The organism is Microcoleus sp. S28C3 (genome assembly GCF_036700785.1).
In the GTDB taxonomy this organism is placed as follows: domain Bacteria; phylum Cyanobacteriota; class Cyanobacteriia; order Cyanobacteriales; family Microcoleaceae; genus Microcoleus; species Microcoleus asticus.
This window is the reverse complement of record NZ_JAUBPO010000098.1, coordinates 13,745-28,702: the sequence shown is the minus strand read 5'-3', so window position 1 is coordinate 28,702 and position 14,958 is coordinate 13,745. Positions and strand designations below refer to the sequence as shown.

Annotated in this window: 9 protein-coding genes; all 9 read right to left on the bottom strand. The window is 45.4% G+C overall.

Features of this window, described 5'->3' with window-relative positions; all coding sequences use genetic code 11:
- Positions 1-106: 106 nt before the first annotated feature.
- Positions 107-2,374: an FdhF/YdeP family oxidoreductase gene (locus QUA13_RS24760; protein WP_333202838.1), complete on the bottom strand. Its 2,268-nt coding sequence runs from the start codon at positions 2,372-2,374 to the stop codon at positions 107-109.
- 215 nt (positions 2,375-2,589) lie between these two features.
- Positions 2,590-7,773 (bottom strand): nSTAND1 domain-containing NTPase, encoded by a 5,184-nt coding sequence (locus tag QUA13_RS24755; RefSeq protein WP_333202836.1) that lies wholly within the window; start codon positions 7,771-7,773, stop codon positions 2,590-2,592.
- Positions 7,774-8,421: 648 nt separating this feature from the next.
- Positions 8,422-8,781 carry a hypothetical protein gene (locus QUA13_RS24750; RefSeq protein ID WP_172188516.1) on the bottom strand — a complete coding sequence of 120 codons (360 nt, stop codon included), beginning with the start codon at positions 8,779-8,781 and terminating at the stop codon, positions 8,422-8,424.
- Positions 8,782-8,999: 218 nt separating this feature from the next.
- A complete protein-coding gene (locus QUA13_RS24745; RefSeq protein ID WP_333202834.1) occupies positions 9,000-9,137 on the bottom strand; it encodes a hypothetical protein in 138 nt (45 codons plus the stop codon).
- 318 nt (positions 9,138-9,455) lie between these two features.
- Positions 9,456-10,148 (bottom strand): response regulator transcription factor, encoded by a 693-nt coding sequence (locus QUA13_RS24740; RefSeq protein WP_172190442.1) that lies wholly within the window; start codon positions 10,146-10,148, stop codon positions 9,456-9,458.
- 205 nt (positions 10,149-10,353) lie between these two features.
- Complete coding sequence (gene map, locus QUA13_RS24735) at positions 10,354-11,181, bottom strand: type I methionyl aminopeptidase (RefSeq protein ID WP_172190443.1); 828 nt, start codon at positions 11,179-11,181, stop codon at positions 10,354-10,356.
- Between the two features lie 139 nt (positions 11,182-11,320).
- A complete protein-coding gene (locus tag QUA13_RS24730; RefSeq protein WP_333202831.1) occupies positions 11,321-13,390 on the bottom strand; it encodes a response regulator in 2,070 nt (689 codons plus the stop codon).
- A gap of 7 nt (positions 13,391-13,397) precedes the next feature.
- The gene (locus tag QUA13_RS24725) at positions 13,398-14,105 is read right to left on the bottom strand and encodes a chemotaxis protein CheB (RefSeq protein ID WP_333202829.1); all 708 of its coding nucleotides are present in this window, start codon (positions 14,103-14,105) and stop codon (positions 13,398-13,400) included.
- The gene (locus QUA13_RS24720) at positions 14,077-14,904 is read right to left on the bottom strand and encodes a protein-glutamate O-methyltransferase CheR (protein ID WP_333202827.1); all 828 of its coding nucleotides are present in this window, start codon (positions 14,902-14,904) and stop codon (positions 14,077-14,079) included. The genes QUA13_RS24725 and QUA13_RS24720 overlap by 29 nt, the downstream gene beginning before the upstream one ends.
- Between the last annotated feature and the right edge of the window lie 54 nt (positions 14,905-14,958).

Below are 14,958 nucleotides of genomic sequence, written 5' to 3'. Positions count from 1 at the left end.
GCTTGTCGCCAGCGACCGTTGCCGTTCAAGACTCACGAACAATGCCTAAATAAGGAACACCTTGACAGGGCTGGGTGCTGATGGCGCACCTTACCTGAGCTCCCATTTATGCGTATACAAAAGCAGGTACGCGCTTATAAGCAGGCGTGCCCGATCGCTTTTCAATTTCCGGGTTAAAAATCACATTAACTTCAGGATAAAACATCAAAGCAGCACCCTCACGAACCGCCCCGTAAATCACCTCGACATTTTCCATTTTTCCCGCATTTCCCTGCACCGTAACCCGCTGATGTTCCTGCAAACCCACACTTTCTGCATCCGCACTATTCATCAAAATGCAGTTGCGGTGTGGCATTCCCCGGTATTTGTCATCAATTTTGTAGACAACAGTATTGTGCTGAGAATAGCTGCGTCCCGTCATCAATGCCACAACAATACCCTTTGTTGATTCCGATACTCCAAACTCTTTCGCTTCCGGTAATTTCAGCTTAGGTAAAGGCGCGACAAACATCTTCGCTTTCCCAGACTCTGTAGGGAATTTAGGTTCCGTAAAAATGCGACCGCCGATGGTAAATTCCTCTTTGGTTTCATCTATTGTTGCTATCTTTTCATAGCCCGGAATAGTTTTAGCAATCAATTGCCGAACGTATTTTGTGTCTTGAAGTTGGCGCCAATCAACGGGAAAATCGCCGTGAATTCTGCTGGCTAATTCCGTCAAAAATTGTACCTCTGGAATCATATCTGCATTTTTGAGATGAGTTTCACCCTCATCATTTAAACGCACAAAATTATTCCCAGACTCCACCGTTGTTTTGTGGGGGTTTTCAAAGCGATTCAGGACTGGAATCACAATTGTATTGTGCTTTGCCAATCCGTGAAAATGCCCTAAATTCGGTTTGGTTGCGAGGTAGATAACGGTTTCAACATTGCTTAAAGCGCGTTTTGCCTGATTTGAATCTGGATTTGCCCCATACAAGTTGCCGCCCAGACAGATCAGCGTATCGACTTTGCCTGCATCTGCTGCTTCAATGAGCGATCGAGTTTCGTAACCCTTAACAGAGCTGAGGGGACGATTCAATAACTTTTCTAAAGCTTGTTGAATTTCTTTTTTCAGCTTCACAGTGACGCCCATAGAGCCGAACCCTTGCACGTTTGAGTGTCCTCTCACGGGCATTAATCCCGCCCCTTCTTTGCCGACATTTCCTGTCATTAAAGCAGTATTGGCAATGCTGAAAACGTTATCTACACCGTTATCGTGTTGGGTAATTCCCATCGCCCAACCGAAGACAACCCGCTGTGAAGTGCCGATAATTTTGGCGGCTGCCTCAATTTCTGCGCGGGAAACTCCGCAGGTTTCAGTAATAGTTTCCCAAGACGTTTCGCGGGCGTGCTGGACTACTGCTTCCCAGCCTTCTGTATAAGTTGGCAAGTATTTTTCGTCCAGCAATCCTTGTTCGATTACAGATTTTTGAATACCGACAAATAGCGCCGTATCGCTACCGGGAATTGGTTGCAAGTACAGCGAGGAAATATCGGAACCGGGGATGAGCGACTTGACGGGAAATGCGGGAGAACCAAACTTGACTAACCCGATTTCCATCACCGGGTTAATTACAATTATTTTACCGCCTTTGTCGCGAAGTTTAATCAATTCGTTCATCAAGCGGGGATGGTTGTAGGAAGAATTGCTGCCCGCGAGTACGACGCAATCTGCTTCCTTCAAGTTTTCTAGACTCACTACCGAGGTGCGGGTGGCAAACATTTCGCTTAACCCGGTTGTCGAGGGAGCGTGGCAGAGATCGGAACAATCTGCTAAGTTATTGGAACCCCTCGCCCGCATCATCAATTGCAGCAGAAAAGCGGCTTCGTTGGAAGAACGGCCAGAACTGTAGGATGCCACTCGTTCGGGGGTTTTGCGAAAGGCAGCTTCGGCAATTTGATAAACTTCTTCCCAAGAAATGCGATCGTAATGAGATGAACCAGCCCGCAAAATCATCGGAAAACTCAGCCTTCCCAACCTATCGGCTTCCATTGAAGTTAATTGCTGAAGTTGTGCAATACTCTTCTTTTCAAAGAATTGAGTTGAGATAGCCGGCTTGATTTCAGCGGAGATTGCTTCCACACTTTTCATGCAGCGCTGAAGTTTTTCGCCCTCTTCATTTGTAAAACCTCCTTTCTGTCCGCCAGTGCCCCAAGAACAGGACAAACAAGCACTTTTGTGCAGCAAAGTTTTCCAAAGTTTTGGGCCTTCCGGGGACAATGTATGTTTTGCCCAAAACTCTATTACGGGCAAACCGCCGCCTATGTCTGGCGTTTCCTCATTTTTCTCGTGGAATGGCGGGATTGGTTGGACATTTTGGGAATTGACATCCATGCGGTTTACCTTTTGTTGGAATTGCGGATTGATGCGGCGGGCGAACCGCCAAAGGAGTTAAGTTTATTACTGAAATTTTACCGCAAATTTACAACCAAAAACACCATTCAACAGATAGAGATTTTAATCTAAATTAAACTCTAGGTTAGCTGTCAAGAATGCAAGTCCTTCTTCATCCGCAGAGAGAGAAATGAAGTCCTCACTACAAACCAGGTTTACTTCCTCTTATTTAACGCCTGTTTCCCAAACCCAAGACAAAGCAGTCGATCGCCCTCAGCAACATTCGGGTCATTCTGCAAATAATCTCCCAACCATTCGCAACTCCGAGCAATAATATTATTCAATTCCAAATTCTCCACAGGCCACAAAATTACACTTCTATCCCTGCTAGCAAAAGCCAGAGTTTTGCTGTCCGAACTAAAAGTAACGCTCAACACCCGATCGCTCGATTCTAAAGTCTTAGATAGCAGCGCCTTCTTGCCGTCAAAATCCCACAGTTTAACAGTATTTCCCCCACTAGCGGCCGCAATCAACTTGCCGTCGGGACTAAAACTCACGCTTTCTACAGTATCGCTGTGGTCGAGTTTTTCAGTTAAATTTGCCACTTTTCCATCAAACCCCCACAAGTAAACTTTTTTGTCAGCGCAAGCAGCAGCAATAGTCTTCCCGTCGGGACTGAAGCTAACATCTTTAACGCTGTCCTGGTGGTCGAGAGTTTTCAGAATTTTCGCCGACGAACCGTTAAATTGCCACAGGTAAACTCTCTTTTCTCCGGTAATTTCAAAAGCCTTTTTCTTCCCGCTTGGCTTGTCCTCAGCAGCGGTAGCAGTAGCAATAGTTTTGCCGTCGGGACTGAAGCTAACGCTAATTACTGGATTGCTGTGATCGAGTTTTGCAAACAAAGTTGCTTTAGAACCGTTCCAGCGCCAGAGGTACAATTTGCGATCGGCACTTGCGGCGGCAATTATCTTTCCGTCTGGACTAAAACTCACGCTTCTGACAATGCCGCTGTGGCTGAGAGTATCTAACAGTTTCCCGTTTAAATTCCAGACTTTCACCGTTTTGTCGTCGCTAGCCGAAGCAACAGTTTTATCATCAGGCGAAATGCTCACCCAGGTAACAGAATCCTTGTGACCTTCTAAGGTTTTGAATAAACTGCCGTCAGCGTGCCAAAGTCTCACTGTTTTGTCCCCGCTAGCAGAAGCAATTGTTTTGTCATCAGCACTAAAACTGACTTTGTAAACCCAGTCTCCGTGTCCCGATAAAATCTTATTCAACGGAGTGCTGTTTGGTTGCCAAAGTTTCACTGTTTTGTCCTTACTTGCGGAAGCAATAGTGCCATCGCCGCTGAAACTCACGGCCCTCACGTCGTCTTGATGTCCTCGAAAAGTGTTGAGCAAAGTGCCGCTGCGACTCCAAACTTTCACCGTATCGTCTGCACTGCCGGTGACAATTTTTTCGCCATCGCGACTGAAACTCGCGCTGACAACTTCATCGTTGTGTCCTTTGAGAGTTCTGATTTCCTCACCATTTCGGTTCCAAATTTTGGCTGTGGTGTCGGCACTTGCTGAGATGAGTTCTCGACTGTTTGGACTGAACTTAACGCTGTAAACAATTCCAGAATGATTGGTTAATGTTTTGGGATTAATTTTAAATTTCTGGGTTTTACTTTCTCGGTTCCAAAGTTTGACAGTTTTGTCAACACTTGCTGAGGCAACTGTTTGGCCGTCGGGACTGAAACTGACGCCGAGCACCCAGTCTTTGTGTCCGGTTAAGGTTTGCAGCAGTTGTTTGTTCGCAAGGTTCCAGATTTTGACGGTGTTGTCGTGACTGGCGGAAGCTAGGGTTTTGCCGTCGGGACTGAAACTGACGCTGGTGACGATATCGCGGTGGCCGGGTAAAATGCCGATCGCATTTTTGTCGTTATCTACTTGCCAAATTCTAATTGTACGATCGGCACAACCAGTAGCGATCGTTTTCCCATCGGGACTAAAACTAACACTCGTCACGCTATCCGGGTGATTGAAAGTTTTTAATAACTTACCTTCTTTGCTCCACAATTTCACAGTTTTGTCAGCACTTGCCGAAGCAACTGAATTGCCGTCGGGACTGACACTCACATCCAAAACAAACTTGCTGTGCTGCTCGAAACGGTTGCGTTCTTGCACGCCGGAAACGGCTTGTCTGAGTCTTTCAGAAATTTGATTTTTAGTGTCCACAGGCAGCGCTGTACTTTTCTGAGAACCACGACCAATTTTGATACTATTTCCTAACACTCCTAATTGATTTTTTTCATTAGAAAGCACCAAAGCTTCCGACGCCGAATTTAGGGCATCAGTCCGACTGGTTTCTGCTTCTTGCCGCGCGCTTTCTGCTAATTTTGCTTGCTCGAATGCCATCGCCGAAACACCTCCGAGTACAAGCACTCCTAGAACCGCCGCCCGCAATTGCCATTTCCGAGCGTGGTAAAGTTGAGCTTCCGCTTGGTACTGTTTGTCTCTAGCTTCCGACAGCAAAGCATCTTGCTCTCTGTCTTTGCGAATTTGTTCAATTTCATCTCGGTTAATTTGGTTTTGCTTTCGCAGTTCCTCAAATTCTGCCTTTTGATCTAATTCTTGCTGCTGGCGAATGAAGCTAACTAAATAATCGTGAACGAGCTGATAAAGCTCTGCCGGCAGTTCCGTCCACCGAAAAACTAAGCCAGAGTTTACTAACAGTTCTAAGACTAAATCTAATTTATCAGCTTCTGCAAACGTCGCTAAATTCGAGGCTAATTCGGCGCGAGTTTTTAGGGGACGGATCTCCTCTTCATCTGTCAGCAAATACAAAACTCGGCGCGCCGCTACTTCATTTTCAGGACCGCAATCTTTGATGACTTCTTCGAGAAATCTTTCGACTAATTTTTGTTGCGGATTGTTGCCGAGTTCTTGATATTGAGTTAAAGTTCTAATGTTCTCTTGTTGCAGTTGAGCGCCGACAAGTTGTAGTTCGATCGGGCGGACTTCTTCCAATTCTCCAGCTAAATCTTTAACTAATTCTTCAATCAGTTCTGGTTCTAAGTAAAACTGCGCTCGTTCAGTTAAAGTGCGAATTACCGATCGCGCATCGCTCAGCGAAAAATTTCCCAAATAAAACAGAATGTTTTTGCTGAGAATGTCCTCCAAAATATCATTGTTAGCGAATTCTGTCTGGTTTTTGCGTCGGGAAAATTCCAGCAAATAGTGCAGGTAATCTTCCCGCAAACACAGGACGACTTTTAAGTATTTGATTTTCAAGCATTCCCGCAAAAAATCAAAAAATATTTGTCTTGCCTCTGGCTCTTTCCAGACGAAAAAGAATTCTTCAAATTGGTCAAATATCAGCACAGTCACTAAATGTTCAGAATTTCTTTGCAGATCATTGATAATGTTTTCGTATTCGATCGCCTGTTGTTCTATTATTAATTCTACTGGCTGTGACTGCTCCCTTTGATCCTCATTATTCCCAATCGCTCCACCGTGAAATCCCGACATAAGATTTCCCTTAACTGGGCCTGCTTCTACTGGAAAATCTACCGGAGCAGTTTCTGGTAAGGGTTCGGAAATTTCCGGCTCGAATATTTCAGCTTTAAGAGCAGATAACTGTCTGGTCAATTCCCGCGGCCAGTTGTTGTAAACTTGCAGCACTACGGGCAAAACAGTCCGCATTTCTATTTTTTTTTGTTTGAGAGCCGGTACTAATCCTCCGGTGACTATTGAACTTTTGCCAACTCCAGACTGACCGTAAATTACTGTCAGTTTGTCTGGGGTATTGTTCATCCTATATATCAAGCGATTGAGGTCTTGTTCTCTGCCGGAAGCAGTAATTTCGTCAGCAATAGTAGCAGCGCCGGCAATAGTTTCGGCAACGGAATTAACCGCTTCTCTGTGCGGCTGCAACTTTCCGGCTCCAATAAAAGCTCGAAACCGATATGTATGTTCCACCGCTCGATAATCTTGCTTAATTTGAAATGCTTCGAGATATTCTCCCCGCTGAAAATAGAGCGATCGCAGCATTTCTAAAACCCGCAAATACAGTTGCGGGTTGTAGCAAGGTTCGGTTTCCAAGCGAGCAAGCTCTAAATGCGCGATCGCCTCCTCCATCTCACCCAACTGGCTCTGGGCCTCTGCTAAAATTAACAGATATAAGCCTTGATGCTGCGACTTTACAGGCGTTCCCTGTCCCGTCGCTTCTAAATTCGAGTTGAGAACGTTTAGAGCGACTAAAGCCCATTCTTTTGCCCCTTGCCAGTTCTTTTGCTCTAAGGCTACTCTAGCCAAAAAGCCGTAATCTTGAGCCAAATTAACTGCTGAATTTTCCATCTTTTGATGTAACCTCCGAGCTTTGATAGCTAAATTCCAGAGTGCATCCCAATCTTCTAAATGCTGTAATACTTCGCCGAGTTGATTGATGAATATACCAACTGCATCCGACCGTCCTGCGCGTTCTAAAACATCTATACATTCCTGAAAATAATTCTTAGCTTCCGTCCAGTAAGGACGGTTTCCACTGCGGTGTATTTCTGCTTGGAAGCGGTAGCAAAGACCGATGTGGAATAGCATAATTCCCTCTAACACCGGGGCCGGATGAACGGTAAATAACAAATTGCTGAATTCTGTTTTTGCACCAATAAATGGTACTTGATACTTCCAAAAATTGAGACTTTTTTGATACAATTCAAGAGCAGCCGGGATGCGGTGACAAGCATATTCGTGCCGACCGCGAATAAATTGCAAACTTGCTTCAATAGCTGGTTCTAACCTGATGTTGCAAGTTTGCAAGTCTTGGCTAGCGGACTCTAATTCACTCAAAGAGTTGGCTCCGAGAATGGCAGAATTACTTAAACGCCAATTGCCGCTTTCTAAAATGTGGGAAAAAATGAGATCGGCACTTTTGCCCAGGAAATCCACCAAGTCGTCTGGCCCGAGCACAAATTCAACAGTTGTCGTCCAAGTCTCGATATCTGTTACTAACCGAATCAGCTTTTTTAAAATTTTGTCGGTCACCCACAGCACCACCGGGAAGGGAAAATTATTCCGAAATTCTTCTCTAACGTAGTTGGTAGAAGTCAGGACTCGATCGATCGCGCTTACCGATTCCAATCCAAACACCATTAAAGCTGACGGCTGGCTGCCGGAAAGTTCGGTTTCTATCGTCGTGTAAAGAGTTTTAACAGATGCCGGGAGGACAATTTCTCGAATCTCAATACCAGACTCCTCTCGCAATTGCCGTACAGTTTCCTCTCTCATCTCACTGTAATTGCACCGCACCAAAATCAGCGAAAATTGCCCCTGAGACATTCTCAGAGTTCGGGAGAGAGTTTGCAGCGAACTTTTGTTTTGCTGTGCTGCGGTGTCTTGCTGGCAGTGCGAATTAATCATAATTAATATTTAAAAAATTTTCTCAGAATAGGTGCTGTCAACTGCTGATGAAACAAAGTTCGGCAACGGATTATTTAACGGATGTAACTGATGGAAGTTCGGCAACTGATTATTTAACGGATGTAATATTATGTCCGGTCGATTACCCCTAATACGGTAGGGGCGGGTTCACGAAAAATATCTGCCAATAATTGACAATCTCAAAAACCCGCCCTTTTAATCGCGGTCACTCGATCGGACATGATATAACGGATGTAACGGATGGAAGGAATCGACGGCAGGAGAAAGTGCAATTAAAAACGTCATAACTAACCGTTTTTGCGGTTGCTATCAGCTTATTTGTACCAGTTTTTGCCTTCAACAATTACAGGAAACAATCACAAGTTTAAATTTATTTAAACCCGTTTTGGCGATCACCAATCACACCGAACAATTACTTAGTTAAGTTTATTTCTGCCTGCATACTTATTGTTGTAGCGGCTCAAATTAAAGCATACCCAAAAAATACATACTCTGTTATTCGCATATTCTCAGCAAAATCAACCGGATTTTACAGAAATCTTGATGATGGCTCAAATTGTACCCAGCCAAAGAGTCGTAGTTTGCGGGGTTCCCAGCCATCGCCCAAATGGCGCAAATCCGATTCAGTTATTCGCATATCGCTGAAATGCGGCATTCCTTGCTTGACTGACCCCTCGCCGCACTGAGATAAACTACCGGCGGCGGCTCATCAATTACAGCTTGAAGATTGTTTGTCATAAATTTACTAATCTCCATATCTAAAGTAGCTGCAAAATCAGGTTCATCCCAATCCTCGCTTTCTTCAATGCTGATTGTTATTGGTGCGCCAATATCAAAATCAAGTTCATCGCCCAAATCCGATACTTTCTTAATTGGCTCTATTTTCTGACTGGTATCAGCGGCAAAAGCTTGAGTTGTATTGGCCATTAGTACGATCGGCAGTGCTACTATGGCACTTATCGTTTGTCGCGCCGTGATTTTCCTCATGCTATCCTCCTGGTATAAACTAAACTTGGGTAGTGCTATAAATTCAACATCCGCCGCTACTTTCCTGCGCTGTCATTAATGAATAGTGGTTTCTTTTCTGAGAAAATATAACCTCATCTGTGACACTTCGCTACAAGTGTGCTTTACGGAGGGTATCCGGTCAACTGTTTGCCTTTCTATTTACTACGTGAAAACTCTTAAACAGTCAGGTTTTCCCGTTAAGTAATTCCCCAGCCTTTGCGAGTGTTCATCTCAGACTCAAAGCAGTGCGAAGTCCGCGCGTGCGTAGCTATCCCGTAGGGAATCGCACACCACTCTTCGCACCCCGCGCTGCCACCAGCAAGCTGATGTGACATACCACAGCCACCGAAGATCTGTCAATATTTATATCTTAACATTTTTAATTTTTTGCATAATTCTCGTTACCAGGAAGAGCTCATTCCTGACAACTTAACGTCAAACCGATAGTCCGGCTCTTGTTGAAACCCCTGTCTCAAAGCTAAAGTCCTCGCTATGAGGACTGAAGAACTCATTAGTCCTCATAACGAGGACTTTAGCTATTAACCCCGTCGAATTCATTCCTTGGCTGACTAGAAGCTTATGTTGTCACCAATGGGAAGAGCCTGGTAACGCAGAGCGGCGAAACAGAGCCTCCAGCAAAGTCGATAGGGCTTCTACTTAGTCAAGCCGTGTTCGAGAGCGAAGCGAACCAACTCAGTACGGCTGTTAGTACCCGTCTTGCTAAACAAACGGCTGACGTACTTTTCCACATTACGCACGCTAGTTTCCAAGCGGCGGGCAATTTCCTTATTCATCAAACCTTGAGCAACCAAATCCAAAACACTTTGTTCTCGCGGAGTCAAATCAATTTTAATTGGCGAAGGACTTTGGGCGATCGAACTCCGCCCGCTCAGCAAAGACTCAATTCTCGCCATTTGGCTTGTCAAAGCAGCAATATCGGGACTTTCAGCACTTTCGCCCGTCTCCTTAGCAGCCGCGCGGCGGGCCAGCAAATTCGTTACAATTGCTACTAACTCGTCGGGATCGAAGGGCTTAGAAAGATAAGCATCGCAGCCTGCTTGATAGCCCTGAATGCGATCGCTCGTCATCCCCTTAGCAGTTAAAAATACCACCGGCAAAGCCTTATAGCGAGGATCTTCCCGCACTTGCTTGAGAAACTGATAACCGTCCACCTGCGGCATCATAATGTCTGAAATCACCAAATCCGGATTGTGCTGCTGCAAGAGTTCCCACCCATCCCGAGCATTACTGGCAACCTCAACCGCAAAATCGCTATCTTCCAAATAAGCTTGTACCGCTTCCCGCAAGCCCGGTTCATCGTCTACCAATAATAATCGTGCTGACATATCTCTTACCCTTACGCTTTACCAGTATCTTTTAATTTAGCCGCATTTAACTCTTATTGTCACTCCATCTCTCGAAGGATCTCAAAAAATTGTGGTTAAACTCTAGAGTTTTGAGTTGTGTTTTGATCTAACGATTAAAAATTTATTACATCTTTAATTCAAAACTCAAAACTCAAAACTCAAAATTATTCTTGAACCCTTCAACTTAAACTTTTGAACGATCGGTCAAAATTTCATAGCCTGTTTCCGTCACCAACACAGTATGCTCAAACTGAGCCGACATAGCATTGTCAACCGTTACAACAGTCCACTTGTCAGAAAGCGTCCGAGTGTACTTAGAACCCGCATTCAGAATCGGTTCGATCGCCAATGTCATCCCCGATCGCAATTTCACGTTCGGCATTTCGCGGGTGCGGAAATTGAAAACCGACGGTTCCTCGTGCAAATTTCGCCCGACACCGTGGCCGGTAAAATCCTCAACGATGCAAAAACCGTTGCTTTTGACATGATCTTCGATCGCACCAGCCAGATCGAGCAAATACGCTCCAGCTTTCACTTGTTCGATGCCTTTGTAGAGAGCTTCTTCTGCGACTCGGATTAATTTTGCAGATTCTGGAGTCACTTCCACAACTGCGATCGTGATGCAAGAATCGCCGTGAAAACCTTGATAATATGCCCCAGTATCTACCTTGAGAACATCTCCTGCCCGAATTACCTTTTTGGCGCTGGGAATGCCGTGAACAACTTCGTTATTAATGCTAGAGCAAATCGAGCCGGGAAAACCTTGATAGCCTTTAAAACTCGGAGTTGCACCCATAGAACGGATGCGTTTTTCCGCATAAGCATCTAAATCAGCAGTAGTCATTCCCGGTTTCACCATTTGGGAAATTTCTTTGAGTACCGTTGCCACGATTTTCGCGGCCTGCCGCATAATTTCGATTTCGCGTTCCGACTTAATTTCAATGCCTCGACGCTGTTTTTTGACTTGGGGTGCTTGAGTTGGCCCAGAAAGCAGACTGCTAAAAATATTCATGTATTGATTGGCGGGTAATTTTGTACTTTGACGGCAGGTTGAAGCAAAAAAACAGCAAATATCCGGCTTTTTGGGGAAAAACGGGTGCCTTGTTCCGAACTGTCGATCGCTTATCCTTTAAACTAGCTTAATATTATTATCAGTAATCGGCACGGGATTGGGGGGTCAGAAAAGCGGTTTCAACCGCCGAGTCCGTCGGCTCGGGATTTTCGAGTATTCCTGCGAGGTTAGCAATTCCGGCAATTAACTCAGTTACCTCAACTGGTTTACATAAGTGCATCTGGAAACCAGCTTGCAGCGCTTGCTGGCGCTCGGACTCTCTGGCGTAGGCCGTCAGGGCGATCGCAGGCATCTTTCTACCCCTGAGCGCTTCCATTTCTCTCACCCGCGCGATCAACTCGTAGCCGTCCGATCCGGGCATTCCAATGTCGCTCAGCAGCACATCCGGCCAAAAACTCTCCAGTGCAGCTAGAGCCTCGGCCACCGATGCGGCCGATCGCACCATAGCTCCTTCCTCCTCCAGTAAAGCAATCAAAAACTCCCGCGTGTCATCGTCATCATCCACCACCAGCAACTGCAAATTAACCAGAGCTGGGGGAGCCTCTGCCGGCTCATTGAGCTGCGACCAACCATCCTCTGCACCTCGGGGGTTCCTCTGTGCAAGAGGTAGAGCCACCGTAAATTTCGCACCCTCGCCCGGATTATTTTCTGCATCGACCTTACCGCCGTGCTGTTCCACCAAGTGACGGACGATCGCCAATCCCAGTCCCAATCCCCCGTAAGACCTAGTTGTGCTGCTATCAGCTTGGCGGAAGCGATCGAAAACATAAGGCAAAAAATCAGGATCGATACCAATGCCGCTATCAATTATCTGAATTTGAGCCTCATCCCCAACTGACTCCAACCGCACCTCTACTTTACCGTCTTGGGGAGTAAACTTAATCGCATTTGACAGCAAATTCCACACAATTTGCTGCAAGCGATCGAAATCGCCGATAACTTCACCTACATTTGGACTGTACGTTAATTCTAGGAGTATTGATTTTTCCTCAGCCAGCGGCCGCAAAGAATCAATTGCCAGCTCGATCACAGATTCCAACCGAATCGGATGCTTATTTAAATTTAGTTTCCCTCGCAGAATTCGCGAAACATCTAAAATATCTTCTATAAGTTGAGCTTGAGATTTAGCATTGCGCTCTATTGTTTCTAGCGCTTTATCAATAGTTTCTCCGTCAAATTTTTTCGCGCGAAGCAGCCTAGACCAGCCGAGAATTGCATTTAAAGGAGTGCGGAGTTCGTGAGAAAGAATGGCGAGAAATTCATCCTTCATCTGGTTAGCTCTCTCAGCTTCCTGCCGCGCCACTTGTTCGCGGATTAGTCTGCCGCGTTCTTCCTCTGCTTGCTTGCGGTGAGTGACATCTCTCACCGTGCCCACGTGACCGATCAGTTTTCCCAAATCCGAAAACATTGGCGACGACTGCACGTGAATCCAACGCACTGTTTCGCTAACAGCTAATCGAAACTCGTTAGAATATTCCTGCCCTTCTTCTATCCATGCTGACAAATTTGCTACTACGCGATCGCGATCGTCTGGATGAACCGATCGCTGCCAAACCTCTGCCAAACTTGACTCCAAAATTAAACCGGAAATCGCTTGACAGCGGGGATTCATGTAAGTACAGCGGCCTTCAACGTCAGCTAAGTAAATTCCCAGCGGCGAACAAGCACACAAAGTGCGAAACCGCTCTTCACTTTTAGTTAGTTCACTATTAACAGCAGCTAACTGTGTTGCTTGCTGCTTCACTTCGACTGTTTTTTGGAACAATTCCACAAATACCTGCACCTTAGATGTCAATATTTCCGGTTCCAAGGGTTTGAAGAGGTAATCAACCGCACCCAAAGAATAACCTTTAAACACGTGGGTGTCATTACTGCTGAATGCTGTGATAAAAATAATCGGAGTCGATCGCGATCGATCTCTAGAGCGGATCAATGTTGCTGTCTCAAATCCATCCATTCCCGGCATCTGCACATCAAGCAAAATTACCGCAAAATCTTCATTAAGCAGACATCTCAGAGCTTCTGCGCCCGAATTAGCTTGTACTAGATTATAAGAGGGGCTGTTGAGGATAGCTTCTAGAGCGACCAAATTTTCTGGGCGATCGTCAACTAAAAGGACATTTACTCGATCGGGGAGCTGCACATTCATAAATTTTTTAATCTTTAATTCTTAGCAACTTGACTAAACAGGGAGCAATTTTAGAGAGGGGTAAAATCCAGTCTACTTCAACATTTGCGATCGCGGAGGCCGGCATGGTTCGGCAGAGAGCAGAGGCCGGTTCCTCCACAAATGTCAATCCTCCCTCAGCTTTAATTTTGGCCAGCCCTTCACTGCCATCAGAATTAGCTCCCGTTAAAATTATCCCGATAACTTTCTCCCCAAAGGCATCCGCAGCAGACTCAAACAGCACATCGATTGAGGGCCGCGCATAACACACAGGGCCCTCAGTTGATAGTGCAAATGTAGCAGTTCCGCGGCAGACGATTGGTGATTTTGAATTGTGCATTGGCTCCAATGCAACCCTCCCCCAACTTGTAAAGTCGTTTTCAGACACGCTCTGCTTCCACTCGCGGGGCGATTCTATGAGCAAGTGATAGTCAGCAGGAGCCAAATAAACCCGTCCTGGGGCGATCGGCTCTTTGTCTTCTGCCTCTGTAATTTGGAGAGAACTTTGCTTTTGTAAAAAATCACTAAGCCTATCCTGAGAACTCTTATGGCGGTGTTGGACAATAACTACAGGCAAAGGAAAGCTTTGCGGCAAGTTTGCCAACAGCACAGTCAGAGCCTGTAGCCCTCCCAAAGAGGTGCCAACAACCACTATTTCAAACTTTTGTTTATTTAATTCGGCGGTAGAGTTTATCACTACGTTCAATTGCTTCATAGTGTTTTTCATAAACTGTAAAATTTAGAGACTCCTGATGTCCGAGCCCTAAAACTCCAAACATCGCTAGGCTGTCATAAAAAAGCTTGTGTACCCGATCTTGGAGGGATGAATTGAAATAAATCAGCACATTCCGGCACAAGATTACATTAAACTCATTAAAAGAAGTATCCGTTGCCAAGTTGTGGTGAGCAAAGACAATGTTATCTTTCAGAGAAGAGCGAAAAATTGCATTTTCATAAGCAGCAGTGTAATACTCAGAAAACGCTTTTTTACCCCCTGCTTGGTGGTAGAGTTGCGTATATTCTTGCATTTGTCTCAGGGGAAAGATACCTGTTTTTGCTGTTTTCAACACTAATTCATTCATATCAGTAGCGTAAATCCTACAGCGGTCATAAAGTCCTTCTTCTTGCAGCAAGATTGCCATAGAATAGACTTCTTCGCCCGTTGAACATCCAGCGTGCCAAATCCGAATAAAAGGATAAGTACGCAGCAGGGGAACAACTTTATTTCTGAAACTAATGTAAAAGCTGGGATCGCGAAACATCGCCGTTACATTGACAGAAATGTCCACCAGGAAACGGTCTAGGTAGTCCGGATGGTGGAGTACCTTTTCCTGAAGGGCCGAGACACTGGTAAGGTGTTCCGAGCGAATAGTTTTCCAAATGCGGCGCTTGAGAGAGGCCAGAGCATAATTGCGAAAATCAAATCCGTAATAGCGAAACATTCCCTCTAGTAGGAGTTGAATTTCGATTGTTTCAAGTTCATGACTTGGGGGCATTTTCAATTATTTATTGGGAATTGGGACTTGGTTATTGGGACTTGGGAACTTGTA

Coding starts and splice junctions, on each gene's coding strand:
- QUA13_RS24760 (WP_333202838.1), bottom strand. CDS start 2,374: ATGGATGTCAATTCCCAAAATGTCCAACCAATCCCGCCATTCCACGAG.
- QUA13_RS24755 (WP_333202836.1), bottom strand. CDS start 7,773: ATGATTAATTCGCACTGCCAGCAAGACACCGCAGCACAGCAAAACAAA.
- QUA13_RS24750 (WP_172188516.1), bottom strand. CDS start 8,781: ATGAGGAAAATCACGGCGCGACAAACGATAAGTGCCATAGTAGCACTG.
- QUA13_RS24745 (WP_333202834.1), bottom strand. CDS start 9,137: ATGTCACATCAGCTTGCTGGTGGCAGCGCGGGGTGCGAAGAGTGGTGT.
- QUA13_RS24740 (WP_172190442.1), bottom strand. CDS start 10,148: ATGTCAGCACGATTATTATTGGTAGACGATGAACCGGGCTTGCGGGAA.
- map (WP_172190443.1), bottom strand. CDS start 11,181: ATGAATATTTTTAGCAGTCTGCTTTCTGGGCCAACTCAAGCACCCCAA.
- QUA13_RS24730 (WP_333202831.1), bottom strand. CDS start 13,390: ATGAATGTGCAGCTCCCCGATCGAGTAAATGTCCTTTTAGTTGACGAT.
- QUA13_RS24720 (WP_333202827.1), bottom strand. CDS start 14,904: ATGCCCCCAAGTCATGAACTTGAAACAATCGAAATTCAACTCCTACTA.